This is a genomic window from Hongsoonwoonella zoysiae (assembly GCF_013266695.1).
Classification (GTDB): Bacteria; Pseudomonadota; Alphaproteobacteria; order Rhizobiales; family Stappiaceae; genus Hongsoonwoonella; species Hongsoonwoonella zoysiae.
Genome location: NZ_JABRXF010000001.1, coordinates 563300 through 589481 on the forward strand (window position 1 = coordinate 563300; position 26182 = coordinate 589481).

Consider the following 26182-nt stretch of genomic DNA (forward strand, 5'->3'; position numbering starts at 1 on the left):
CGCGCTGAAACGGTCCGGCTCAGCCGTCGCTTTCGGCGCTGCCGCCCCCCAGATGCTGAAGAACCAATACGCGTGTGCCGACGGGGCAGCGCTGGTAAAGATCGATCACATCTTCCGGGAACATGCGGATGCAGCCGGAGGAAACATCGTTGCCGATGCTCCAGGGCTCCAGCGTGCCGTGGAGGCGGTAGCCGAGGTCCGAGCCGTCCCGGTAGAGATAAAGCGCGCGCGGCCCAAGCGGGTTGTTCGGCGCACCGCCCTTCACCAGCTTCGGCAGATCGGGCTGCCGCTCGAGCATTTCCGCGGGCGGGACCCAGCGTGGCCAGAGCGCTTTCCGGTCGATACGCGCGTGTCCGTACCACTTGAAACCCTCACGCCCGACGCCGACGCCATATCTGAGCGCGGTATTGTTTTCCCAGATCCAATAGAGAAAATGGTTGCGCGTATCGACGACGACGGTACCCGGTGGCTCTTCGGAGAAATATTTCACCATCTGGCGCCGCCAGTGCGGCTTTATCACCGAGAAATTCGTCGCACGGTAGGAAAAGCCGTTGTCCTCGACCGGGCCTGTGAACCATTTGGAAGAGACATCGCCGCTTGCCGGGATAATGGCCGGAAGCGAAAAGGCCGATGCCGTGGCGAGCGCCCCTGCGCCTTTCGTCAATGCTCTGCGGGTGAGATCCATGGCCCGAAGTCCCTCCCGAAAAAATAAAGCGGCCCCCCAGCCGCCTGTGAATATTACTAACCAAATTTGCCGTTGCGTCAATATAACTGCGGCTGAATGGTCACTCGTGTTGCCACAATGCTACAGGTTATCGTCGGGCAAGCCCGATTTTGCTGATGCCGCAAGGGCTTCCGGCGTATCGACGTCAAGGCGCGCCGCCTCGCCGATTTCCACTTCCGCCACCTGGCCGGCGTGGCGCGCAATCAGATGGCGTGCGCCGGTATCGCCCTCAAGCCGCAGCAGATCCGCGAAATAGCGCCGGTCCCACAGCACCGGGTTTCCGCGCTTTCCCGCCACCGTTGGTACGACGATCGTTTTGCCGCCGCCCGGATCATATGCGGCGATGATCAGGTCGATCATCTCGCCCGTCAGGCCCGGCATGTCGGACAGGAGAACGAGTGCGGCATCAGCATCTTCCGGCACGGCGCGAATACCGCGGCGGATCGTGCTGGCGATGCCTTCGCCATAGTCCGGATTATGCGCAAGCGAGATATCGAGCCCCGAAAGCGCCTTCTCGACATCCTCGCGCATATGGCCCGTGACCACGGTAAGCCCCGAGAGCCCGCTTGCAAGCGCGGTCTCCGCTGCCAGGCGAACCAGCGGCTTGCCGCCGATTTCCGCCAGCAGCTTGTTCACCGCCCCCATGCGCCGCGATTGTCCGCCGGCTAGCTGCACGCCCGCGACCTTGCGTTTGCGCGGGGTTTTCTCAGGCTTCTTCTCGCGCGGCTGCGGGCGCGTGCCGATTTCCATCAAGAGACCGCCGACCCCCAGTCCGGTAATGTCATGCGCGGTTACCGGCAGATCGGCGATCAGCCGGTTCAACACCCAGTCGAAGCCGTTTTCCTTTGGGCTTCTGGCGCAGCCGGGCGCACCGATCACCGGGATACCGTCAAGATCTGCCAAAAGCAGCAGATTCCCCGGATCGACCGGCATGCCGAGATGAATGACCGTCCCACCCGCGGAATCTATCGCGGAAGGGATCACGTCCTGCCGGTCGACGATGGCGGACGCCCCGAAGGCGATGATCATCTCCGCGCCCAAATCGCGAAGTTGAAGCATCGCCATGGCGACGGCCGCCGCCTCGTGCTCCACACGCAGTTCGGAGATGATTTCGGAGCCTGAAGCCGCAAGCCGCTCCTCGGTGATGCGCCGCGTCTTGTCCATGACGGACGGTTTCAGGTGTTCCAGTTCGGTGGCGACAAGGCCGACGCGCCGCGCCCTGTAAGGGGCGATCATGACAGCGTCGAGTACGGTCGTTTCCGCCAGTTCGATCAGGTTTTCAGCGACGGCGAAGGGGATGATCTTGGCCGTTGCCACCATCCGGCCCTTGTCGACGGAGGTGAAATTCTCAAGCGTCGCGAAGGTAATCGCCGGGTCGATCCGGTTGACCGCGTCGACGGCCGCTTTTTCGACGACAAGAACCCCCGCCTCTCGCGCAAAGAGGTTCACCCGCCCCGTGAACGCGGGATCGCGCCGGATATTCCCGCCGTCGGCGGCCCGCGCCAGCCGGTCCGCGGCAGCATCCTCATGCAGGTCGCCCTCATCCAGCCTCGCGGCAATGATCTCGCGAATGCCTGCGGCAGCAATCGCCTCGATGTCTTCCGCCGAAAGCCTTCGGCCCTTCTTGAGCGCCCGCCCGTCAAGCTTGAGCGAATGTGCAAGCAGCGCTCCTTCGGCGTCCTGAACGGGCAGCGAGCCGAACTTCATCAATTGGCCTCCAAGCCTTTGCGCAGCGCCTTGATGATCGAGCCGAGCACCGCGACAGCGATTTCCGCCGGCGTTGCCGCGCCGATATCGAGGCCGATCGGCGCGTCGATGGTCGAAAGCGCTTCATCGGAAACGCCCGCCTCCTTCAGCCGGTCGAGGCGCTTGCCGTGCGTCTTGCGGCTGCCCAACGCGCCGACATAGAAGCAACCTGCCTCAAGTGCGGCCTTCAGGGGGAGGTCGTCGATCTTCGGGTCATGCGTTACCGCGACAAGCGCCGTAAAGGCGTCGAGCGGCGCATCCTTCAACACGTCTTCCGGCCATTCCGCTCTCAGAAGCCGCTCCGGAAAGCGGTCGGGCGTGGCGAAAGCCGTGCGCGGATCGATCACCGTCACGTCGAAGCCGGCGATTTCCGCCATCGGCACCAGAGCCTGAGAGATATGCACCGCGCCTATGATCACAAGCCGGCGCGGGGGCACGGAAACGGTCAGGAAAAGCTCTCTTCCGTCCTCCGTTTCAACCATCCCGGACTTGCCGGAGCGGAATCGCTTCGCCAGTTCCCCGGCTAGCGGGTCGCCGGAGAGGCAGTCGGCGTGGCGCACCAGCCGCTGTTCGCCGCTCTTGGTATCGGTGACGAGGATCGCCGCCCTGCGGTATTCCCGTTCCTCGTTCAGCTCCTGAAGCAGTTTGAGGTCCATCTCTCACGCCACCGGTTCGACGAAGACGCGGATCCGCCCGCCACACGAAAGCCCGACCCGCCATGCGGTTTCGTCCGCCACCCCGAATTCCAGCATCGTCGGTTTGCCGGTCTCCAGAACGTCCAGCGCCTCGGCGACCACAGCGCCTTCCACGCAGCCCCCGGAAACGGAACCCTCGAAATCGCCCTCCCCGTCGATGACGAGATGCGACCCGACGGGGCGGGGTGCTGAGCCCCACGTCTCGACGACGGTGGCAAGCGCGACCTTGCGTCCCGCCTTCGTCCAGTCTTCGGCGATCTTGAGCGGGTCGAGCGTATCGCGGTTTGGGGTATCGGCCATCGGCTTTCTCCTTTGCGGACAGAATATATGGTCGAGGGCACCCGCGCGACAGCGAGAAAAGCGATTTTCGCTCAATTGGATGACAGCCGGTAGGACTTCGCGGGCGCGCCATCCGCCATGGTTTGCCCGACAAACCTGAGCCCGATCTTTTCCGCGACCGCGATCGAGGCTGCGTTTTGCGGGTGGATCTCGGCGACGACTGTGGAAACCTTTAGCGTTTCGAGAGCGTATCGGAGCACCGGCAGCGCCGCTTCCGGCGCGATTCCCCTGCCCCAGCACTGCCTTGCGAGCCGCCAGCCGATCTCCGCCGCGTTTTCTTCGCTCTCGACGGGAAGCAGGAGTATCCACCCCAGGAATGCTTCACCCTCTGCAGCTTTCCTGTCCAGGATCGTCCAGTACCCCATGCCGGGAGGATAGGGATGAGACATACGCTCCAGCACGAATGCACGGTGTGCGTCCGGTTCACCCCAGGGGCCGGCGACGAAACGGGTCACCAGCGGGTCGCGATCCATCGCAAGACAGTCTTCAAGATCGGAGTGGCATCTTGGGCGCAGGCGAAGCCTTGTCGTCAGGAATTCGGTCAAATCTGTCTTTCAGGATTTCGCCAGAAGGGAAAACTGTGAGCGAATACACTGAAAAATCGCGCAAAAAGCAATGGCCCCGGACGTCCCGTCCGGGGCCACCTTCACAAATCGAAGGCTTTGAACCTTATTCCGCCGCCGCCTTGAAGCCGGGGGCCGCGTTCAGCACGCTCGCATCCACATGCGCTTCGAAAATCTCGAAGTTCTTCACGAACATGTCGACGAGGCGCGCCGCTTGCCGGTCGTAGGCCGCCTTGTCGGCCCAGGTCGAGCGCGGATCGAGGATCGCGCTGTCGACGCCCGGCACCGAGATCGGTACGGCAAAGCCGAAATTCGCATCCGTGCGGAATTCCGCGTCGTTGAGCGAGCCGTCAAGGGCGGCCGTCAGCAGCGCCCGCGTCGCCTTGATCGGCATGCGGTGGCCGGTGCCAAAGGCGCCTCCCGTCCAGCCGGTGTTGACCAGCCAGCAGTCGACACCGTGCTCGGCGATGAGGTCGCGCAAGAGGTTGCCGTATTCGGACGGATGGCGCGGCATGAAGGGCGCGCCGAAGCAGGTGGAAAAGGTCGCCTGCGGTTCCGTCACGCCTTTTTCGGTGCCCGCCACTTTCGCGGTGTAACCGGACAGGAAATGATACATCGCCTGGGCCGGCGTCAGCTTGGCGATCGGCGGCATCACGCCGAAGGCATCCGCCGTCAGCATGATGATGTTCTTCGGCTGCGGCGCGCGGCCCGTTACGCTTGCGTTGGAGATGAAGTGGATCGGGTAGGCGCAGCGCGTGTTTTCAGTCTTCGATCCGTCGTCGAAGTCCGGGACGCGGGTTTCCTCGTCGACGACGACGTTTTCAAGCACCGTGCCGAAGCGCTGCGTCGTGGAATAGATTTCGGGCTCGGCTTCCTGCGAAAGGCGGATCGTCTTGGCGTAGCAGCCGCCTTCGAAGTTGAAGACGCCGTCCTTGCCCCAGCCGTGCTCGTCGTCACCGATGAGGGTGCGCGAAGCGTCGGCGGAAAGCGTCGTCTTGCCGGTGCCGCTCAGGCCGAAGAAAACCGCCGTCTCGCCGGCATCGTTCACATTCGCCGAGCAGTGCATCGGCATGACACCGCGCCCGGGCAGCGCGAAATTCAGGAAGGTGAAGACCGATTTCTTCATCTCGCCCGCGTAGGACGTGCCGCCGATCAGCACGATCTTTCGGGTGAAATCGCAGGCGATGACCGTCTCGCCGCGCGTTCCGTGGCGCGCGGGATTCGCCTTGAAGCTCGGCAGGTCGATGATCGTCATCTCCGGCACGAAGCTTTCGAGCGCGGCCCTGTCCGGGCGGATTAGAAGGTTGCGGATGAAAAGAGAATGCCAGGCGAATTCGGTGACGACGCGAACGGCGATCCGCTCGTTTTCGTCGGCTCCGCCGTAAAGGTCCTGCGCGAAAAGCTCCATGCCTTCGGCGTGCTTCAGCATGTCGGCATGAAGCGTGTCGAAGTGCTCAGCCTCCATCGCCGCGTTGTTGTCCCACCACACGGCCTTGTCGGTGGTGCTGTCGCGCACGACGAACTTGTCCTTGGGCGAACGGCCGGTGTGGATACCGGTATCTACCAGAAGCGCGCCGCCGGCGGCGATCGATGCTTCGCCACGCCGGATCGCATATTCGTAAAGAGCGGGTTCGCTGAGGTTGAAACAGATCCCGGCAAGCCCCTTGAGTCCCGTTTCCACGATGCCGATGGCAGGGTTTCGAACACCCTTTTCTTTCATGATCCCGCGAAGTCCCTGTTCTTGATTGAACGCCTGTTTCAACTTTCCACCCGTGCTTACCGGGTCGATCCGCTCCCGTGAGCCGACTGTTAAGTCGCGTCGTTCACTGCCACTAAACTTCTGTTTCGGCTGGCAAAGAACGAAACCGATCCGCTGGACGGGAATTTCAAGACGGTAGTTGAAGCGCGAAATAGCAACAAGTCGCCCGAAGGTTGAACCTTGGTAATTAAATCGATTTGATCTACGGAATCCTCGCCTGCAAGACTTTTCCTGACCACAATTCGCCTAGTTATCCGCCAATATTTGCGCTTGCTATACGTACCTCATCGTTTTTCGGCGGATTTCCCTAATCCCCGCCTCGGGTACGCGGCTGGCCGCAGGGTCGCGTCGCCGGAACGCCCTTCCCACGCGAATTCAATCGGGTAGGCCGGCTGCGCGCAGATCTGTAAGAAGCCGCTCGATAAACCGCTCGGATATGAAGGGACGCGGGCCGAAATACCATTCGCGCCGCGCCTCCGCGCATGTATAGCCCGGCCGCAATCTCTCGAGTTCGGCAAGAGCTTCCTTCGCCTCGTCTCGGCGCCCCTGCCGCCCCAGGATCGCCGCAAGCAGGCGGGCAGGAATGAAGGTGGTGTTAGGTTGGCGCAGTGCGGTGCGTTCATCTTCTTCCGCCGCCTCCAGGTTACCTGCCTGGTAGTGCGCAATCGCCCGCACGTTCAGGAATGTCCACATGTGCGGGTCGCGCGGGCTCAGCTGAATCGCCTCATTTACCTCTCGGATCGCTTCATCCGGCCTTTCAAGGAAACAAAGCGCCTGAGCGAGGGCGAAATGCGCTTGCGCGAAGCAAGGGTCAAGAGCGACCGCTGTACGCAGTTCCTCTTCACCCCTGTCCAATGCGCCGGACAGGGCAAGAGCGCGGCCAAGCGAAACACGTGCCGCCGGCTCCCGCTCATCGAGCGATATCGCTTGCCGGGCAATGGAGATAGCGTCCGCTATCCGGCGGGGGCGATCCTCCCAACGCCCGTACCAGCCAAGCTGGATATGAGTGTAGGCAAGCTTGGCATGGGCGAGCGCGAATGACGGATCGAGCGCGATTGCGCGGTCGAACAGGGCCTTCGCGCTTTCCAGATCGCCCTTCTTGAAATGGTATAGATGCCAGAGCCCGCGCTGATAGCAGTCCCAAGCGTTAAGGTCGCTGGTCGAACGCCCGCCCAACGCGGCACCTTCGATCGAGCTGAGCTCAGGTTCCAGCGTTCCCGCGATGATGCTGGCGATCTCATCCTGCAAATCGAATATATCGCTGATATCCCTGTCGTAACGCTCGCCCCACAGATGCGCGCCGTCACGCCCATCGACGAGTTCGGCCTTGATCCGGATCCGGCTGCCGGACCGCCGCACACTGCCTTCGAGCACATAGCGGACGCGAAGTTCCTCCGCGATGCGGCGTATATCGATCAGCTTACCCTTGTAGGCAAAGGTCGAGTTTCGGGCGACAACGAAAAGCCATCGGCATCGCCCGAGCATGGTGATGATCTCTTCCGTGACACCGTCTGAAAAATATTCCTGCCCGGGATCACCAGACATGTTGTCGAATGGAAGGACGGCGATGGACGGCTTGTCCGGAAAGGACAAGGCGCCGTTTATGCTGCCGCGAAAACCGCTTTTCGCCGCAGGCGGAATTTCGTCAAGCGCAGCCGCCAAAGCTGCCGCCTTTGCGTTCATGAGGAGATCGAAGACACGGACCGGACGCTCGATATTCTTGAACCCGATTTCGCCTCGATCCTCGAAGTCGAGGGCCAGCTTGCCGCGCACCTGGTTGCGGACATTGCGCCGCACGCAAACCCCACCGGCCTTGGCAAGGCGCTCCAGCCTGACCGCGACGTTGACGCCATCGCCATAGATATCGTCCCCCTCGGCGATCACGTCGCCGATGTTGATACCGATGCGATAGCGCAGGCGCTGATCCTCGGTCAGATCGGCATCCCTGCCTGCGACTGTCGTCTGCACTTGCACCGCGAAACCGACGGCATCCACGACGCTGGAAAATTCCATCAGCGCCCCGTCGCCCATCAGCTTGATGATACGTCCGCCATGCTGTGCCGCCTTGGGCTCGATCACGTCTCGGCGATGAGCCTTGAGGCGCTCCAGTGTCCCGTGTTCATCCGCACCCATGGCGCGGCTGTACCCTACGATATCATATGACAGGATAGCGGCGAGACGGCGTTCCATCGGAACCCTCCCCTGCGACGGATCATAATCCGGGTGGCCCTCGAAATCCATGCTGTTAGGCAGTATTTACAGGGTATCAGCCATCTGATTCGGATGATGGGAGACGTAAAAATGTCGATTTTTGCGCAGGTCTAAGGACTTGCACTTCGGTGGCCGGCAGCATGCTTCCTTCGATATTGAAAACAAATTGATGTGACAGCCGCGCCAGCTATGGCTAACCCTCGCGCTCCCCTTGGTCGCCCGGGCATTTCTCCAGCGAGGCTTCATGACATTGACAGCCGGCGATCGGCCGATCCCGATCGGCCATCATATCCGCCGTACGTTCGCGCTCGCCGCGCCGATCATCCTGGCCCGGGCCGGCATCATCGTGATCACGACGGTCGATACGATCATGACCGGCTGGGCCGGAGCGGATGAGCTTGCCTACCTCGCTCTTGCCCTCGCCACACAAGTAAGCTTGATGATGGTCGCGATCGGAGCCTTGCAGGCCGCTGCCGTCATGACGGCGCAGGCGATCGGCGCCGGTGATGATGCAATGGTCGGAAACGTCCTGCGCGTGGCCCTCGTCCACGCGTTCCTGTTTGCGTTCGCTATCCTGATCATCACACCTTTCTCGCAGGATTTCTTCCTGCTGACCGGCCAGAACGAAGATCTTGCAGCCGGCGCGGCGGCAGTCACTTTCGCCTTTGCCGTGGGCCTGCCCGGCTTTTTGGTCTTCATGGTCTGCAACATGTTCCTGGAGGCGATCGGACGGCCGAAAGCGGGTATGGTCGTCATGCTTGCCGTCAATCTCGCAAATGTACCGCTCAACGGCGTCATGGCGCTCGGTTGGGGCGGACTGCTGGAGCCGCTCGGCGCCGAAGGCGCGACATTTGCAAGCTCGATCCTCAGAACGTTCGCAGGGCTTGCGATCCTCGTCATCGTATTCCGGAGCACCGCTCGCGGCGGCCGTTTTCTGCTTTCAGCCGGCGCCCGTCAGTGGGCCGATGCGGTTCTTCGCCTCGGCGGGGCGACGGGCCGTCAGCTCCGCCACCTCGGCCTGCCGATGGGCATCGCCCAGGGTGTGGAAAGCGCTGCCTTCGCGACCGTCGTCATGTTCGCGGGCCTGATCGGCGCCAACGACCTTGCCGCCTATCAGATCGTGACGGGCTTCGTCACACTGACCTTCATGATGGCGGTGGGAACCAGCGGGGCGACCGCCATCCGCGTCGGGCGGGCCTTCGGCGCGGGCGAGCGTGCGGCAATGCGCCATGCCGGCTGGGCCGGCATCGGCCTTGGCGCGCTCTTGCCCGTTCCGGTGATGCTCGCTTTCCTTTTCGTTCCGGAAACCCTGGCGGGTCTCATCACGGGCGATGCGCAGGTCATCGCGATTGCCGTTCAGGCCTTTGCCGTTGCCGCCTTCATGCTGTCGGGCGATGCCGGCATGGGTGTAGCGCTCGGTGCGCTGCGCGGGCTCGGCGATGTCTGGGTTCCCACCTTGCTGCAGATCGCCGCTTTCTGGCTTTTCGCAATTCCGTCCGCCTGGGTAGGCGGTGTCGCGCTCGATCTCGGCGTATCGGGCCTTTTTGGCGGGCTGCTTGCGGGCGTCTGTATTTCCTTCCTGTGCCTTGCGGTCAGGTTTCAGGTCGTCTCGCGGCGAAGCTGACATCGCCACGCGGCGAACTTCGGAATAAGGTTAACAAATCAAAAATCCATCGCCTGGCGGGATTTCATCGCGGCGATTGAAGGATCGTGCTTAACGGAATAGTGTCGATTGAAGAAATCGCGCCATATTTTCCGCGCAATTGAAGGGCCAAAGGCAAGCATCGATCAGCACCATGAACACGCACAGACCGAAGGCCCGCACAATGCCGACCATTGCTCTCGTCGATGACGATCGCAATATCCTGACCTCCGTCTCCATCGCCCTGGAAAACGAAGGCTACCGCGTGCAGTCCTATACCGACGGCGCGTCAGCGCTCGACGGGTTGACGACGCATCCGCCGGATCTTGCCATCTTCGACATCAAGATGCCGCGCATGGACGGCATGGAGCTTCTGCGCAGGCTGCGCCAGCAATCCGACCTGCCGGTGATTTTCCTGACCTCCAAGGACGACGAGATCGACGAGCTCTTCGGCCTGAAGATGGGCGCGGACGATTTCATCCGGAAGCCCTTTTCCCAGCGCCTTCTGGTGGAGCGCGTGCGCGCGGTTTTGCGCCGCATCCAGCCGCGCGAGGCGGGAGCGGCCAAGCCCCAGGGCGACAAGATCCTCGAGCGTGGCCTCCTCGTCATGGATCAGGAACGCCATACATGCACCTGGAAGGGCGAGCCGGTCACGTTGACCGTCACCGAATTTCTGATCCTTTTCGCGCTCGCCCAGCGCCCCGGCGTGGTAAAGAGCCGCAATGCGCTGATGGACGCTGCCTATGAGGATCAGGTTTATGTTGACGACCGGACGATCGACAGCCACATCAAGCGTTTGCGCAAGAAGTTCAAGCAGGTCGACGACGATTTCGACATGATCGAAACCCTTTACGGCGTCGGCTACCGGTTCCGAGAGGTCTGAGCGGATCGATGATCCGCGATCGCGCCGCCCTTTCCCGGCGGCGCGGGAGTAACGAATGGCGGTTGACACCGAAACACGCGAGGAAGGCGGCCGGCTGGCGCCGTCCGACGCCGAGCGCGCGGCCACCTTGCGCCGCCTCGGCGACCGACGCGTGCGCCGCCGTTTCTTCCGCCGCATCGGCATATTTCTCGGTACTTACGTCTTTTCCTCGCTGACGCGGCGCATCGTCGTGCTCAACCTCGTCGGCCTTTGTGTGCTCGTCGCCGGCATTCTCTATCTCAACCAGTTTCGCGCAGGTCTCATCGATGCGCGCGTCCAGAGCCTGTTGACGCAAGGCGAGATCATCGCCGGCGCCATTGCCGCTTCCGCCTCCGTGGAAACCGACGGGCTGACGGTCGATCCGGAAAAGCTTCTCCAGCTCCAGGCCGGCGAAAGCGTCACGCCGATTGAAGATTCCCGCCTTCTCGACTTCCCGATCAATCCGGAACGTGTGGCGCCGGTGCTCCGCCGCCTCATTTCGCCGACGAAGACGCGCGCGCGCATCTACGATCCCGAAGGCATCCTGATCCTCGATTCGCGCCATCTTTACGCGCGCGGGCAGATCCTGCGCTTCGATCTTCCGCCGCCCGCGCCGGAGGAGCCTGGCCTGCTCGACCAGATCTGGGCGGACCTGAAGCTCTGGTTCCGGCGCGGCGACCTTCCGCTTTACGAGGAGATCGGGGCCGGCAACGGGCGCGCTTATCCGGAGGTCGAGGCGGCCCTTGCCGGTTCGCCGGCAAGCGTTGTCCGCGTTTCCCCGCGCGGAGAGCTTATCGTCTCCGTTGCCGTTCCCGTGCAGCGGTTCCGCGCGGTGCTTGGCTCGCTTCTTCTGTCCACGCAAGGCGGCGACATCGACGCGATCGTGCGGGCAGAAAGGCTTGCCATCATGCGCGTCTTCCTCGTCGCCGCCGTGGTCATGGTCGTCCTTTCGATCCTGCTTGCCGGCACCATCGCCGGGCCCGTCCGCCGGCTTGCGGCAAGTGCGGAGCGCGTGCGCCGATCCATCAAGTCGCGCGAGGAGATTCCGGATTTCTCCACCCGCCAGGACGAGATCGGCCATCTTGCCGGCGCGCTTCGCGAGATGACGAACGCGCTCTACAACCGCATGGATGCGATCGAAACCTTCGCCGCGGATGTGGCGCATGAGATCAAGAACCCGCTGACATCCCTGCGCAGCGCGGTCGAAACCCTGCCCCTTGCCAGAAACGAAAGCTCGCGCGAGCGCCTTTTGGAGATCATCCAGCACGACGTGCGCCGCCTCGACCGGCTGATCACCGACATTTCCGACGCTTCGCGCCTCGATGCGGAGCTTGCCCGCGCGGACGCGAGCCCCGTCGATGTGGCGACGCTCCTGCGCACGGTCGTCGACTTCGCCAATGAGCGCGCCGGGCCGGGTGCCGCCCCCGTCAAGCTCAAGGTGGAGGCGTCGCGCCAGCCCCATCCATACCGGATCATCGGCCACGACAGCAGGCTTGCCCAGGTCGTCAACAACCTCGTCGACAACGCACGCTCCTTCTCGCCGGAAGGCGGTGTTGTGCGCATAAACGCAAGGCGCGAGGAAGGTGCCGTGATCATCACCGTCGAGGATGACGGCCCCGGCATCCGGCCCGACGTTCTGGAGCGCATCTTCGAGCGCTTCTACACCGACCGGCCGGAGGATGACGGCTTCGGCAACAATTCGGGCCTTGGGCTGTCCATCACCCGCCAGATCGTCGAGGCGCATCGCGGCACGATTTCGGCCGAAAACCGCATGAAGGAAGACCCGCGAACGGGGGAAGAGAATGTCGCCGGCGCGCGCTTCACCGTCCGCCTGCCGGCGGACAACGCGAAATGAGCCCCCGGACGCCCCCTGAAACCATTCACGCCACCTGCGTGGTCATCGGGTCGGCCGGCGTGCTGATTCGCGGATCGTCGGGAAGCGGCAAATCGAACCTCGGCGAGGAACTCGTCGACCGCGCGACGGCGCGCGGGCGCTTCGCGGCCTTCGTTTCCGACGACTATTGCCTGGGCGAGGCGGTGAACGGCCGCCTCGTCGTGCGCCCGCCCGAACCTCTGGAAGGCCTTTGGGAAAGGCGCGGCGAAGGCATCGTGCGCGTTTCCCATGAACCTGCGGCGGTCGCCCGCCTCGTGGTTGACCTGGCACCGGTCGGCGAAATCGACCGTCTGCCGGAACAAGGCCACGGCCGCGAGGAAATACTGGGCGTGAAACTGCCCGTCATCCGCCTGCCCGAGGGGCGCGAAAGCCTGGATGCGCGCCGGGTCCTACGCTGGGTCTTCGAAGGTCCTCCACAGCTTGTGGAGGGATAAAGGATACGGCAGGTGCCGATTTTTCTTGCACTGCCGCGCCACCTTGCCGAAATTGGGCGCTCCGTTTTAGGGGCTTGATCCTGATCCGCATTCGGTTTTCAGTGTTGACCGGCGGCGGGGCGGAACCCGAAAGACAAACTTGAGCCCGAAAGACAACGTGAAAAGGACGCGACGGACATGCGCGGACAAGGCACGCATAGGGTATGATCGGTCTCGTACTCGTCACCCACGGCCAATTGGCGAAAGAATTCCAATCGGCGCTGGAGCATGTCGTCGGCCCTCAGGATCAGGTCGACACGATCTGCATCGGCCCCGATGACGATATGGAACAGCGCCGGCAGGATATCCTGAAAGCCGTCGAAAACGTCAACGACGGTTCAGGCGTCGTTCTCCTCACCGACATGTTCGGCGGCACGCCTTCCAATCTGGCGATCTCCGTCATGGACGGCACGACGATCGAGGTCGTGGCGGGCGTCAACTTGCCGATGCTGATCAAGCTTGCAAGCGTGCGCGGCGAAATGAAGCTCGCCGAGGCGGTGGACGAAGCGCGCAAGGCCGGGCAGAAGTACATTTCGGTTGCCAGCCAGGTCCTGTCGGGCCAGGGCTGAGCGCCAGGGCTTACGGGATATGGATGGACCGGTGAACGAAAAGACTGCCGAGTTGAAGCGCGAGTTGAAGATCGTGAATCGCCGCGGTCTGCATGCCCGGGCCTCCGCCAAATTCGTCAAGCTGGCCGAAACCTTCAATGCCGATGTGACGATCACCAAGGACGGACAAAGCGTCGGCGGCACGTCGATCATGGGGCTTATGATGCTCGCCGCCTCGCCCGGCTGCTCCATCCTCGTGGAAGCGACGGGGCCTGATGCCCGCGCCGCGCTGGAAGCGCTGTCCGATCTCGTGTGCGACGGTTTCGGCGAGACGGATTGAAAAAGCGGATCTCGAGCTGCGCTGCAAGTGGCGCGCTTTAACCAGTATGAATGTAGAGAAAGTTATCGCCGGGAAACTTCTCTCGCAATGTATATCCATGCCTTTTTAAAATCTTATTCGTTTCGTGAAATTTATTTGCAAACGTCTCAACGAATATGATTGGCTTATGCCTTTCGATCGTCTTATCGGCTCCTTTGAGTACTTCTACCTCAAATCCCTCGGTATCTATTTTAAGCATACCGATTTTATTTTCTTCCGAAATGAACCCGTCAATTGAAATCAGGCTAAGTTCTCCGGCCTCATCATGCCGCAGCCTGGTCGCCCCTATATTGCTTGCGCTGAAGCGGTCGATGCGCGCCTTCGAAGGCTTATCGGAAACGCCAAAATTGTGAGCCGAAATCTGGGCGTTTATATTATTTGCTTCGATATTTTTTTTAAGAATTTCAAAAGTGGAACTCACCGGCTCGAAACAAACGATCTTCCTGTTTGGGCTTTTCCGGGCCCAATAGAGCGCATGATTTCCGATATTGGCTCCAATATCGAGGATCGTCGCATCCTCAGGGACGTATTTCTCTATACTTTCTAGTATTTCTTGTTCATAAAACCTTCTAGAAGAGTATATAATTTTTTGTATTTCATCATCGAAAAGATTTGGAAGATGAAATATCGTATTATCTTCAGTTTTTATACTAAATTCGAAAGCTTTATTTTCAGATATAAATCTTTTAATTATTTCAATATCCCGATTCAACGCCTGAATCGACTTTGTTCTTTTGATGAAACTATTTATAAATTTGAATCTTTGAGACATGCAAAATCAATTCCTGAACTTTAGCTCCGGCAGATGCGGCATACTGCAGCCTCCCACTCGGGCGGCATTCGGCGAAGGACCGCGAACAGAGCTTGCCTGGCCCGCGAAACCGTGAGCCCTGCCGGTATGTTGAGTTGGTAGATCAAGCTCCGGTGGGATAAATGACGTTGCGTTGGTCAACCTAAAATCTGTCAAAAGGCATTTGATGGCCTTCAAGTTGCCGTGATTTATCAAATCATCCCAAACTACCGACGTTGGGCCGACAGCCCGGGCTTCCGGGCGGAGCTCGTGAATTCCTTTTGCCTTTATATTTTTCAGCCTGAACGGTGCCGCAGCACGACGCGCCTCACAACTTCGCCAGCAATCCCGCCGTCGGCCAGCCATCGGCCGGCAATCCAAGGCGTGCCTGCTCCGCGCGAACGGCCGCGCGCGTGCCGCTGCCCAGTATCCCGTCGATCCCGCCGACGTCGTAGCCCTTCGCCTGAAGCTTCTGCTGCAACGCCATCATCTGCGCGTCACTCAGGCCCGGGTCCGGGTTTCCGGCATCATAGGGCGGTGCTCCGGCCAGGCGCGTGGCGAAATAGGCGGCGGATGTCGTGTAGATGAAGGACTGGTTCCACTGCAGGTAGATATTGAAATTCGGATAGGCGAGGAATGCCGGACCGTTACGCCCTTGCGGAAGAAGCAGCGAGGCCCGCAGATTTCCCGAAGGCAAGGGGCCTGAACGCGGCTGAACGCCGAGCCGCGCCCAGTCCGCCACGGTTTTGGATGTGTGAAGACCAGCCTCCTGCCATGGCAGGCTGGATGGCGTCTTGACTTCCTGCAGCCAGGGTTCGCCGCGCCGCCAGCCGAGGCTCTGGATGAAATGCGCCGCCGTCATGATGGCGTCCGGGGCGCTCGTTTTCAGCGTTACATGCCCGTCCCCGTCGCCGTCGATGCCGTAGCGCACGATATCTTCGGGCAGCATCTGCACCTGCCCGATTTCGCCCGCCCACGCCCCTGTGGTGCGGCGCGGGTCGAGGTCGCCATGCTGCACCATTTCGATCGCCGCCAGAAGCTGCGGGCGGAAAAGTTCGGGCCTCCGGCAATCATGGGCAAGGGTTGCCAGCGCGTTCACGGTGTTGAAGTCGCCCTGCACCGCGCCGTAGTCGGTTTCAAGGCCCCAGAATGCGGTTATCACCGGTGCCGGCACGCCGTAGTCGCGCTCGGCACGGGCGAAGACACTCGCGTATTTCTGCATGTTCGCCGCGCCATGCTTCAGCCGGTATCCGTTGACCGAGCGTTTGGAGAACTCCAGGAAGGTCTGCTTGAAGACGCCCTGCCGGCGGTCGAGGGAAAGCACCTTGCGGTCGACGGAGGCGCCGGAAAGCGTGGCGTCGATCGCCCGTTCCGATAGCCCCTTGGAAAGCGCTTCCTGCTTCACCCCTTGCAGGAATGCTCGAAAATCGCCGCCACAGCCTTGCCCCGCGGCCTGCCCCGCGAAAAGTGCCGCGACCGCGCCAACGACGGTTCCTGCTGCCAGACGTCGCGCTCTTTTCATGAGCCTTCTCCCGTATCCCTGCCGTGACGCCAATTGGCCCAACCGCACACGGCGAAGTCAAGTCCGCTCATGAAACCGGACGTGACTGCGCTGCCCCCCGGCAACGAGGCGATTGCCTTTAAAAACCCATGTTTTTTAAGGAAAACCGATGCATTCACATGCCCGGGAATGCGGCTTCGGTTGAACGCTGCGCACAAGGCCGTATAACCGGGTGTGAACGTCTTCTCTGACCGGAAAAGTGATTCGGATGAGCGATACTGAAACCCCTGGCAACGGAACGCCCGAAACGCCCGCCAACGGCGGTGAATACGGGGCGGAATCCATCAAGGTCCTCAAGGGGCTCGACGCGGTGCGCAAGCGCCCGGGAATGTATATCGGCGACACTGACGACGGTTCCGGTTTGCATCACATGGTCTATGAGGTCGTCGACAACGCCATCGACGAGGCGCTCGCCGGCCATGCCGATTACGTCACCGTCACCCTCAATGCCGACGGCTCGGTGACCGTCACCGACAACGGGCGCGGCATCCCGACCGACATTCACCAGGAAGAGGGCGTTTCCGCCGCCCAGGTCATCATGACCCAGCTTCATGCGGGCGGTAAGTTCGACCAGAATTCCTACAAGGTTTCAGGCGGCCTGCATGGCGTCGGCGTATCGGTTGTGAACGCCCTGTCCTCGTGGCTGGAGCTGCGGATCTACCGTAACAATCAGGAACATTTCATGCGCTTCCGGCACGGCGACCCGGAAGAGGATCTCAAGGTCGTCGGTGTCGCCGAAGGCAAGACGGGGACGGAAGTTTGCTTCCTCCCCTCCACCGATACCTTCACCAGGGTGGAGTTCGATTACGAAACGCTGGAACACCGCTTGAGGGAGCTTGCCTTCCTCAACTCGGGCGTTCGCATCATCCTGACCGATGATCGCGGGGTCGAATCGCGCCGCGAGGAACTTTACTACGAAGGCGGGCTTGAGGCTTTCGTGCGCTATCTCGACCGGGTGAAGCACCCGCTGATCGAAAAGCCCATCACCATGCGCCAGGAGCGGGACGGCATCACTGTCGAAGTGGCCATGTGGTGGAACGACAGCTACCACGAGCAGGTGCTCTGCTTCACCAACAACATTCCCCAGCGCGATGGCGGAACGCATCTTGCCGGCTTCCGTGGCGCGCTGACGCGCCAGATCACGGGCTATGCCGACACCTCCGGCCTGTTGAAGAAGGAAAAGGTTTCCCTTTCCGGCGAGGATTGCCGGGAAGGCCTGACCTGCGTTCTCTCCGTCAAGGTGCCCGATCCGAAGTTCTCCTCCCAGACAAAGGACAAGCTTGTCTCCTCCGAGGTTCGCCCGGTGGTGGAAAACATCGTCAACGCCGCCCTTTCCGAATGGCTTGAGGAAAACCCCTCGCCGGCACGCTCCATCGTCTCCAAGGTGGTGGAAGCGGCAAGCGCGCGCGAGGCGGCGCGCAAGGCGCGCGAGCTGACGCGGCGCAAGGGCGCGCTCGACATCGCCTCCCTTCCCGGCAAGCTTGCCGACTGTCAGGAGCGCGATCCCGCCAAGGCCGAACTTTTCTTGGTGGAGGGCGATTCCGCCGGCGGCTCGGCCAAGCAGGGCCGGCACCGGGAATATCAGGCGGTCCTTCCGCTGCGCGGCAAGATCCTCAATGTGGAGCGTGCGCGCTTCGACAAGATGCTTTCCTCCAACGAGATCGGCACGCTGATCACCGCGCTCGGCACCGGGATCGGCAAGGAGGAGTTCAACATCGACAAGCTGCGCTACCACAAGATCATCATAATGACGGACGCCGATGTCGACGGCGCCCACATCCGCACGCTGCTTCTCACCTTCTTCTTCAGACAGATGTCGGACCTTGTCGAGAACGGTTACATCTACATAGCCCAGCCGCCGCTCTACAAGGTCAAGCGCGGTAGCTCGGAGCAATACCTCAAGAACGAGGAAGCGCTTGAAAACTACCTGATTTCCTCGGGCCTCGAAGAAGCGACGCTGACGCTTCATTCCGGCGAAACCCTTGCCGGCGAAGACCTGCGCGGCGTGATCGAGAAGGCCCGCAAGATCGCCGGCGTCCTCGACGGGCTTCATTCGCGCTACGACCGTGACACAGTCGAACAGGCGGCGATCGCCGGTGCGCTCAACCCCGACGTCCTGCATGACCGCTCCAAGGCGGACGAGGCGGCCGCCTATATCGCCCGCCGGCTGGATATCCTCGCCGACGAGTTCGAGCGCGGCTGGACGGGCGAGGCGCGCGACGACGGCTCGCTTCATTTCGAGCGCACGGTACGCGGCGTCAAGGAAGTCACCATGATCGACGCCGCCCTGCTTGGCTCCGCCGATGCCCGCAAGCTGAACAGCTACGCGGAGCATCTTCAGGCGATTTACCTGAAGGCGGCGATGCTGAACCGCAAGGACAAGGTCAACGAGATCAGGGGGCCGCGCGCCCTGCTCGATGCGGTTTTCGCGGTCGGGCGCAAGGGCATCTCGCTCCAGCGCTACAAGGGGCTGGGCGAAATGAACCCGGACCAGCTCTGGGAAACGACGCTCGATCCCAACGCCCGCTCCCTCCTCCAGGTGAAAGTGAAGGAGGCGGACGCCGCCGACGACATCTTCACCAAGCTGATGGGCGACGACGTCGACCCGCGCCGCGAGTTCATCCAGGAGAACGCGCTCGCGGTGGCCAATCTCGACGTCTGAGCAGTTTACGTGACGACATTTATAACGGCCGGAGCCTCACTCCGGCCGTTGTGCATTCTCCGCATGGTTGGATTTCTGAGGAATTTTCGTTTCCCGTAAATGCATCCGAATGTCCCCGAAATTCACCTTTTTCGCCGCCGCGGGGATAGCGCCGCTTTAAGCCAGCACCCATTTCAGGCCGGATTTCGGTGCGCGTCTCGCGAAAGGCGTGAAATTAATCGGCACATTGCAAATCCGTCAGGTATTTTTCAGCAAAAACATCAAGGTTATTGACACGAGACCGCGTCTATGGATTAATTAAATCAACTGGAATTAATTAGTTTCGGCATAATGGCGCGGCTAGGCAACCGCGTAATAATTATCATAATAATAAGCCGAAGCGAAGGGAGGACAAAGTGACGAAGCGGCCTCGGGTCGGTCGCGGCTCCAATTCGGTTCAGCTGCGCCGATACAACGAGCGGATCGTTCTCCAGGTGCTGCGCCGCGTCGGCGAAGCCTCGAAGGCGGAACTCGCCCGCCTCGCCAATCTTACCAATGCCGCGATCGGCGGAATCATCCAGGAACTGGAGGCCGGCGGCCTTATTCGAACCATCGGCAAACGCCACGACGGCGGCCGCGGCCAGCCGGCGACGATCTTGCGCCTTGACGCAGCAGGCGCCTTCGGTTTCGGAGTTCGGCTAGATCGGACGTCCATCGAGACCGTTCTGGTCGACTTTTCCGGCAGGGTCATCGGCCGCAGAGCGCACGACCGCATCCTGCCGACACCCGATAAAGCCTGCGAAATAATCTCCCGTGACATCGACAACCTCCTGGAATTGCTGGATGAATCCCAGCGCGAGCGGGTAACGGGCGTCGGCCTCGGCATACCCTTCAACCTGGGTGCATGGCTGCATGAGCTCGGTCTTCCGGGCGACACGTTTCGCCTTTGGGACGATGTCGACTTTCGCAGGCTGCTGGAAGGGGCGCTGCCTTTCCCGGTCTTCTGCGAAAACGACGCAACTGCTGCGACAATCGCCGAACTTTTCTATGGCGTCGGTCGCCAACACGATGATTTCCTTTACGTTTTCATCGGCCCGGCGATCGGCGGCGGCGTCGTGACCGGTGGCGATTGCCTGCGCGGCGTCTCCGGCAATGCCGGCCATTTCGCGGTCATGCCCGTCCCGCCGAGCAAGCTCCCATCCGCGCCGAAACCCTCCGGTCCCTGGGATCTTCTCATTACGCGCGCATCGCTCGCCGCCCTCACCCGGCATCTGGCCTTTCGCGGCATTGCGACCGCCAGCCGCACGGACCTCGAGCAGGCGGTGGAAACAGGTCAGCCAGCCGTGGTCGAATGGCTCGACGACTGCATCGACGCGCTTCTTCCCGCCGTCTGGTCGGCCCACGCCATCGTCGACGTATCGATACTGGTAATCGACGCGGATATTGATGGAGGCCTGATCGAACAGCTCATGTCGCGCCTTCGCCAGGCCATGGCCAATACCGCGCCGGAGGCACGCAAGCCGCCAATGATCGAGCGCGGATCGTTCGGCCCGGATGCGGGGGCGATCGGCGCCGCCAGCCTGCCGATGTTCTTCAACTTCTCGCCCAGGGCCTCGATCCTGACGGGCGACGACCCGGGGCAAGGCGAAGGGCCGGCGTCAGCCGGCACGGCCGAACTCCGCTCTCAGACACGCACGGAAGCCGGACTGGTCAGCTCCCGTGCGTCACCACCACGATAGACCAGGGAGGAAAACACATGATCCGCAAGCTCCTAATGACCGGCTCCGTCCTTGCAACCATGGGCGCAATGGCAGCCATTGCCCCGGCGCAGGCCGAGGACATCACCGCCTGCCTCATCACCAAGACGGACACCAATCCGTTCTTCGTGAAGATGAAGGAAGGCGCCACCGCCAAGGCCGATGAACTCGGCATCACGCTGAAATCCTACGCCGGCAAGATCGACGGCGACCATCAGAGCCAGGTGGCGGCGATCGAAACCTGCATTGCCGACGGTGCGAAGGGTATTCTGCTCACCGCCTCCGACACCAAGGCGATCGTCGACAGCGTCAAGCAGGCGCGCGATGCCGGCATCCTCGTGATCGCGCTCGACACGCCGCTTGAGCCGATCGATGCCGCCGACGCGACATTCGCGACCGACAATTTCAAGGCCGGCGAGCTGATCGGCCAATGGGCGGCGGCCTCGCTCGGAGATGCCGCGAGCGATGCGAAGATCGCCCTGCTCGACCTCGCCGTCAGCCAGCCGTCGGTCGGCGTGCTGCGCGACCAGGGCTTCCTCACCGGCTTCGGCATCGACGTGAAAGACCCGAACAAGTGGGGTGACGAGGACGACTCGCGCATCGTCGGCCACGACGTGACTGCGGGCAACGAGGAAGGCGGCCGCACGGCCATGGAAAACCTCCTCACCAAGGATCCCACCATCAACGTGGTCTACACGATCAACGAGCCGGCGGCCGCCGGCGCCTATGAGGCGCTCAAGGCCGTGGGCCGCGAAAACGACGTCCTGATCGTGTCGGTGGACGGTGGCTGCCCGGGCGTTCAGAATGTCCAGGACGGCATCATCGGCGCGACTTCGCAGCAATACCCTCTGCTCATGGCATCGCTCGGCATCGAGGCGATCAAGGCCTGGGCCGACAGCGGCGCCAAGCCGGAGCCGACGGAAGGCAAGAACTTCTTTGACACTGGCGTTTCCCTCGTGACCGACAAGCCCGCTCCCGGCGTCGAATCCATCGACACCAAGGAAGGCATGGACAAGTGCTGGGGCTGATCTGAACCGGAAAAAAGAGGGCGAGGCGGCATCAGGCCGCCTCGCCGCCCACGGAAGCGCCGACAAGACGAAGCCGTATCCGGAAAGGGGCGAAAGCAGCCAATTCGCAACGCCTGAGAGCCCCGCTTCCGACCATTAAGGGTGGAGACAACCATGGCCGATGCACAAACGGCAAAAGACCGCGACTTCGAAAAGGGGCTTGACGGAAGCTCGACCGGGGTCGCGAGTTTCGACACGCACTCCCGAAGCCTGCTCGACCAGATACAGCACACGCTGCACTCCCACCCCGCGGGCGTGCCGCTGATCGTGCTGCTCGCTTCCGTCGCGGGCTTCGGCATAATCCTGGGTTCGAAGTTCTTCTCTCCCTTCGCGCTTACTCTGATCCTGCAGCAGGTGGCGATCGTCGGCATCGTCGGCATGGCGCAATCGCTCGTCGTGCTGACCGCGGGCATCGATCTTTCGGTCGGCGCGATCATGGTGCTGTCATCGACCGTGATGGGGCACTTCACCTTCCGTTACGGCTTGCCCGCTGGATTCGCCGTCATGTGCGGTCTCGGCTGCGGCGCTTTTTGCGGCTTCATCAACGGCACGCTTGTGTCGCGCATGAAGCTGCCGCCCTTTATCGTGACGCTTGGCATGTGGCAGATCGTGCTGGCGACGAACTTCCTTTATTCGGCCAATGAAACGATCCGCAGCCAGGATATCTCCGAACAGGCCCCGCTTCTCCAGTTCTTCGGCGAAAAAATAAATATTGGCGGAGCCGTGTTCACCTATGGCGTGATCGGCATGATCCTTCTCGTCCTGCTGCTGCAATACGTTCTAAATCACACGTCCTGGGGTCGGCACGTTTACGCCATCGGCGACGATCCTGAAGCGGCGGAGCTTTCCGGCGTGCGGGTCAGGCGAACCCTTATTTCGGTCTATTCGCTCGGCGGCCTGATTTGCGCCTTCGCAGGCTGGGTTCTGATCGGCCGGCTGGGATCCGTTTCGCCAACGGCGGGACAATTCACCAACATCGAATCCATCACCGCTGTCGTGATCGGCGGCATTTCGCTCTTCGGCGGGCGCGGCTCGATCCTCGGCATGATGTTCGGCGCGCTCATCGTCGGCGTCTTCTCGCTCGGCTTGCGCCTGATCGGAACGGACCCGCAGTGGACCTATCTCCTGATCGGCCTGCTCATCATCTTCGCCGTGGCAATCGACCAGTGGATCAGAAAGGTGGCATCATGACCCGGGACACCTCCAAGCGCGAACCGATTCTCACCGCACGCGGCCTCGTCAAGCGTTACGGGCGCGTCGTCGCGCTCGACCATACGGATTTCGACCTTTATCCGGGCGAAATCCTGGCGGTGATCGGTGACAACGGCGCTGGCAAATCGACCCTCATCAAGACCATATCCGGTGCGGTCGTGCCGGATGAAGGAGAAATCCGGCTGGAGGGCAGCCCGATCCACTTCACCTCGCCGATGGATGCGCGAGAAGCAGGGATCGAGACGGTTTACCAGAACCTCGCCCTGTCGCCGGCGCTTTCCATCGCCGACAACATGTTCATGGGCCGGGAAATCCGGGTGCCAGGCTTCTTCGGCAAGTATTTCAGGAAGCTCGACCGCAAGGCTATGGAGCGAATCTCGCGCGAGAAGCTCAACGATCTCGGCCTCCTGACGATCCAGAACATCAACCAGGCGGTGGAAACGCTGTCGGGCGGCCAGCGCCAGGGTATCGCGGTCGCCCGCGCCGCCGCCTTCGGCTCCAAGGTCGTCATCATGGACGAGCCCACAGCCGCCCTTGGCGTGAAGGAAAGCCGGCGCGTTCTGGAGCTCATAAAGGACGTGAAGGCGCGCGGCCTGCCCATCGTGCTGATTTCGCACAACATGCCGCATGTCTTCGAAGTGGCAGACCGCATCCACATACATCGTCTTGGACGGCGGCATGCCGTCATCGACCCCAAGGATTTTTCCATGTCCGATGCGGTCGCCATCATGACCGGCGCCATGGAGCCGCCGGAAAACGCCCAGGCAGCCTGACTGAACCCGCCGGCTTCGGCCGGCGGGACCTTTTCCGATTTCATGCAAATGGACGAAAAGACCCCATGATCCTCGTGTGCGGCGAAGCGCTGTTCGACCTTTTCGCCGAAGAAACGGCGACCGGCTTCCAGATCGACGCCCGGATTGGCGGCTCGCCGTTCAATGTCGCCGTCGGCCTGTCGCGCCTTGAAACGCAGGCGGCATTTTTCAGCGGGCTTTCCACGGACCTGTTCGGCCGGCGCTTGCGCCAGGCCCTGAAAAGCGAAGGCGTCGACCTGCGCTTCGCCGTCCAGAAAAACGCGCCGACCACCCTTTCCGTGGTCAGCCTCGGCCCGGACGGCTCTCCCGAATATGCCTTCAACGGCGAGGGTGCGGCGGACCGCCTGATCGAAACCGGAGACCTGCCGAAGCTTGACGACAAGATCGAGGCGATCCACCTCGGCTCGTTTTCCGCACTTGTGGAACCGGTCGGCATGAGCGTGCTCGATCTCGTCAGGCGCGAAAGCGCAAGGCGCGTGATCTCCTACGACCCGAACATCCGGCCGACAGTCGTCCCGGACATGGAAAGCTGGCGAGCCCGGCTCGAAGAACTTCTCGATCACGTCCATATCCTGAAAATCAGCGCGGAAGATCTCGAGAACCTCTACTCCGGCGCGGACCGGGTGACCTTGGCCGCATCCTGGATCGAACGCGGCGTCCGCCTTGTCATCGTCACCGACGGCGGAAAGGGCGCTTACGGTTTCACCGCAGGGAGGGAACTTCACGTTCCGGGCAGGACGGTCGATGTTGCCGATACCGTCGGCGCGGGCGACAGTTTTCAAGCAGCCCTTCTTGCCGCACTGTCGCGCAAAGGGCTATTGAAGGCGGATCGACTGCGCAATATCGATGTGGACACATTGTCCGCCATTCTGTCGTTCGCCGTCGATGCGGCGGCTATAACCTGTTCGCGGCGAGGCGCCGACCTTCCCTCCCTGGGCGACCTCGCTTCCTTGCAAGCTCAACCTTGAGGATTCACGTCCCATGGCATCCCGCGTCATCGAAGTGGACCCCTTCGATCTGATCGTCTTCGGCGCAACCGGCGACCTTGCGCACCGCAAGCTGCTGCCGGCTCTCTATCACCGTGATTGCGACGGGCAACTGCCTGACGAGGCCCGCATCATCGCCTGCGCCCGCCGCGATCTCGAACCCGGCAAATACAGGGACTGGGCAGAAGCGTCCGTACGCGAACACGTTGGCGACATCGACGAGACCGTGTTCAAGCGCTTCCTTGAACGCATAGACTATCTTGCCGTGGACGCAGGCGCCGACAAGGGCTGGCCGGATCTGGCCAGGCTGCTCGGAGAACGCCCCGATGTGGTGCGCGCATTCTATCTCGCCGTTTCGCCGGATTTCTTCGCCCCGATTTGCGAGCGCATCGGCGCGCACGACCTGGTGAGCGACAAGTCGCGCGTCGTCATTGAAAAGCCGATCGGCAAGGATGGCGCTTCGGCGAAGAAACTCAACGACACGGTCGGTAGGGTTTTCCGCGAAGATCAGATATTCCGGATTGACCATTACCTGGGCAAGGAGACGGTCCAGAACCTGATGGCGCTCCGCTTCGCCAATGCCCTGTTCGAACCGCTGTGGAACTCCGCCCATATCGACCACGTGCAGATCACGGTTGCCGAAAGCCTCGGCGTGGAAGGCCGCGCCGGCTATTACGATACGGCAGGCGCGCTGCGCGACATGGTGCAGAACCACCTGCTCCAGTTGCTCTGCCTTGTCGCCATGGAGCCGCCGGAATCCATGGATGCGGATTCCGTGCGCGACGAAAAGCTCAAGGTTCTCAAGGCGCTTACGCCGCTTGACCCGGAAACCGCCGAAAAACGCACCGTACGCGGCCAATATCGTGCGGGAGCTTCCGCCGGCGGCGCCGTTTCGGGATATCTGGAAGAGCTGGGGCGTAGCGATTCGACGACCGAGACCTTCGTCGCAATCAAGTCGGAGATCGCCAACTGGCGCTGGTCGGGCGTGCCGTTTTACCTCAGGACCGGCAAGCGGCTCGCAGCCCGCGTTTCGGAGATCGTCGTCCAGTTCCGCCCGATCCCGCATTCGATTTTCGACAGCGAAGCAGGCTCCATCAACGCGAACCGCCTTGTCATCCGGCTTCAGCCAAATGAGGGCGTGCGCATGCAGATCATGATCAAGGACCCTGGCCCCGGCGGCATGCGCCTGCGCGAGGTTCCCCTCGACATGTCGTTCGCCGATGCCTTCAAGGTGCGCAATCCGGACGCCTACGAGCGCCTGATCATGGACGTGATCCGCGGCAACCAGACGCTCTTCATGCGCCGCGACGAGGTCGACGCCGCCTGGGCCTGGGTAGACCCTATCCTGGAATGCTGGTCGCAGGCCAAGGACGCGCCGAAGGGCTATACCTCCGGCACCTGGGGACCTTCGGCCTCCATCGCGCTGATAGAACGCGACGGGCGTACCTGGTTCGAAGACATGATCTGAACCGGCAGGCGGGC

22 protein-coding genes are annotated in these 26182 nt (G+C 61.8%); 13 read left to right on the forward strand and 9 right to left on the reverse strand.

Features of this window, described 5'->3' with window-relative positions; genetic code table 11:
- Positions 1–19: 19 nt before the first annotated feature.
- The 7 genes from HPQ64_RS02600 to HPQ64_RS02630 form a co-directional block, all read right to left on the reverse strand.
- Positions 20–685, reverse strand: coding sequence for a L,D-transpeptidase (locus tag HPQ64_RS02600; protein WP_172886818.1), 666 nt, complete (start codon positions 683–685; stop codon positions 20–22).
- Positions 686–805: 120 nt separating this feature from the next.
- A complete protein-coding gene (locus HPQ64_RS02605) occupies positions 806–2431 on the reverse strand; it encodes an NTP transferase domain-containing protein (protein ID WP_172886819.1) in 1626 nt (541 codons plus the stop codon).
- A complete protein-coding gene (locus tag HPQ64_RS02610; RefSeq protein ID WP_172886820.1) occupies positions 2431–3126 on the reverse strand; it encodes an XdhC family protein in 696 nt (231 codons plus the stop codon). Before HPQ64_RS02610 ends, HPQ64_RS02605 begins: the two co-directional genes overlap by 1 nt.
- A gap of 3 nt (positions 3127–3129) precedes the next feature.
- The gene (locus HPQ64_RS02615) at positions 3130–3465 is read right to left on the reverse strand and encodes an XdhC family protein (RefSeq protein ID WP_172886821.1); all 336 of its coding nucleotides are present in this window, start codon (positions 3463–3465) and stop codon (positions 3130–3132) included.
- Positions 3466–3536: 71 nt separating this feature from the next.
- A complete protein-coding gene (locus tag HPQ64_RS02620) occupies positions 3537–4049 on the reverse strand; it encodes a GNAT family N-acetyltransferase (RefSeq protein WP_172886822.1) in 513 nt (170 codons plus the stop codon).
- A 124-nt stretch (positions 4050–4173) separates the two neighbouring features.
- Positions 4174–5787, reverse strand: a complete 1614-nt coding sequence (locus tag HPQ64_RS02625; protein WP_172886823.1) for a phosphoenolpyruvate carboxykinase — start codon at positions 5785–5787, stop codon at positions 4174–4176.
- 414 nt (positions 5788–6201) lie between these two features.
- Positions 6202–8016, reverse strand: a complete 1815-nt coding sequence (locus HPQ64_RS02630) for an adenylate/guanylate cyclase domain-containing protein (protein WP_172886824.1) — start codon at positions 8014–8016, stop codon at positions 6202–6204.
- Positions 8017–8281: 265 nt separating this feature from the next.
- Between HPQ64_RS02630 and HPQ64_RS02635 the strand changes: the two genes are divergently transcribed.
- The 6 genes from HPQ64_RS02635 (at position 8282) to HPQ64_RS02660 (ending at position 13835) form a co-directional block, all read left to right on the forward strand.
- A complete protein-coding gene (locus HPQ64_RS02635) occupies positions 8282–9661 on the forward strand; it encodes an MATE family efflux transporter (RefSeq protein WP_172886825.1) in 1380 nt (459 codons plus the stop codon).
- Positions 9662–9863: 202 nt separating this feature from the next.
- Positions 9864–10562, forward strand: coding sequence for a response regulator transcription factor (locus HPQ64_RS02640; RefSeq protein ID WP_172886826.1), 699 nt, complete (start codon positions 9864–9866; stop codon positions 10560–10562).
- A 55-nt stretch (positions 10563–10617) separates the two neighbouring features.
- Entirely contained in the window at positions 10618–12435 is a 1818-nt protein-coding gene (locus HPQ64_RS02645; protein ID WP_172886827.1) for a sensor histidine kinase, read from the forward strand.
- Entirely contained in the window at positions 12432–12908 is a 477-nt protein-coding gene (locus HPQ64_RS02650) for an HPr kinase/phosphorylase (RefSeq protein WP_172886828.1), read from the forward strand. The genes HPQ64_RS02645 and HPQ64_RS02650 overlap by 4 nt, the downstream gene beginning before the upstream one ends.
- A gap of 203 nt (positions 12909–13111) precedes the next feature.
- Positions 13112–13516: a PTS sugar transporter subunit IIA gene (locus HPQ64_RS02655; RefSeq protein ID WP_172886829.1), complete on the forward strand. Its 405-nt coding sequence runs from the start codon at positions 13112–13114 to the stop codon at positions 13514–13516.
- A gap of 19 nt (positions 13517–13535) precedes the next feature.
- On the forward strand, positions 13536–13835 hold the full coding sequence (locus HPQ64_RS02660) for an HPr family phosphocarrier protein (RefSeq protein WP_172886830.1): 300 nt from the start codon (positions 13536–13538) through the stop codon (positions 13833–13835).
- Between the two features lie 37 nt (positions 13836–13872).
- Here HPQ64_RS02660 and HPQ64_RS02665 read toward each other — a convergent pair whose 3' ends face one another.
- Entirely contained in the window at positions 13873–14646 is a 774-nt protein-coding gene (locus HPQ64_RS02665) for an FkbM family methyltransferase (RefSeq protein ID WP_172886831.1), read from the reverse strand.
- Between the two features lie 346 nt (positions 14647–14992).
- Complete coding sequence (locus HPQ64_RS02670; RefSeq protein ID WP_172886832.1) at positions 14993–16186, reverse strand: lytic murein transglycosylase; 1194 nt, start codon at positions 16184–16186, stop codon at positions 14993–14995.
- Between the two features lie 247 nt (positions 16187–16433).
- Between HPQ64_RS02670 and gyrB the strand changes: the two genes are divergently transcribed.
- The 7 genes from gyrB to zwf all read left to right on the forward strand — a co-directional run bounded on the left by gyrB (position 16434) and on the right by zwf (position 26168).
- Positions 16434–18887, forward strand: coding sequence for a DNA topoisomerase (ATP-hydrolyzing) subunit B (gene gyrB, locus HPQ64_RS02675; RefSeq protein WP_172886833.1), 2454 nt, complete (start codon positions 16434–16436; stop codon positions 18885–18887).
- A 395-nt stretch (positions 18888–19282) separates the two neighbouring features.
- Positions 19283–20605, forward strand: coding sequence for an ROK family protein (locus tag HPQ64_RS02680; RefSeq protein ID WP_172886834.1), 1323 nt, complete (start codon positions 19283–19285; stop codon positions 20603–20605).
- 35 nt (positions 20606–20640) lie between these two features.
- Positions 20641–21651 (forward strand): sugar ABC transporter substrate-binding protein, encoded by a 1011-nt coding sequence (locus HPQ64_RS02685; RefSeq protein ID WP_210260179.1) that lies wholly within the window; start codon positions 20641–20643, stop codon positions 21649–21651.
- A 153-nt stretch (positions 21652–21804) separates the two neighbouring features.
- Complete coding sequence (locus tag HPQ64_RS02690; protein WP_172886836.1) at positions 21805–22881, forward strand: ABC transporter permease; 1077 nt, start codon at positions 21805–21807, stop codon at positions 22879–22881.
- Positions 22878–23675 carry an ATP-binding cassette domain-containing protein gene (locus tag HPQ64_RS02695; protein ID WP_172886837.1) on the forward strand — a complete coding sequence of 266 codons (798 nt, stop codon included), beginning with the start codon at positions 22878–22880 and terminating at the stop codon, positions 23673–23675. The genes HPQ64_RS02690 and HPQ64_RS02695 overlap by 4 nt, the downstream gene beginning before the upstream one ends.
- Positions 23676–23740: 65 nt before the next feature.
- The gene (locus HPQ64_RS02700; RefSeq protein WP_172886838.1) at positions 23741–24682 is read left to right on the forward strand and encodes a carbohydrate kinase family protein; all 942 of its coding nucleotides are present in this window, start codon (positions 23741–23743) and stop codon (positions 24680–24682) included.
- A gap of 13 nt (positions 24683–24695) precedes the next feature.
- Positions 24696–26168, forward strand: a complete 1473-nt coding sequence (zwf, locus tag HPQ64_RS02705; RefSeq protein WP_172886839.1) for a glucose-6-phosphate dehydrogenase — start codon at positions 24696–24698, stop codon at positions 26166–26168.
- Positions 26169–26182 lie beyond the last annotated feature (14 nt).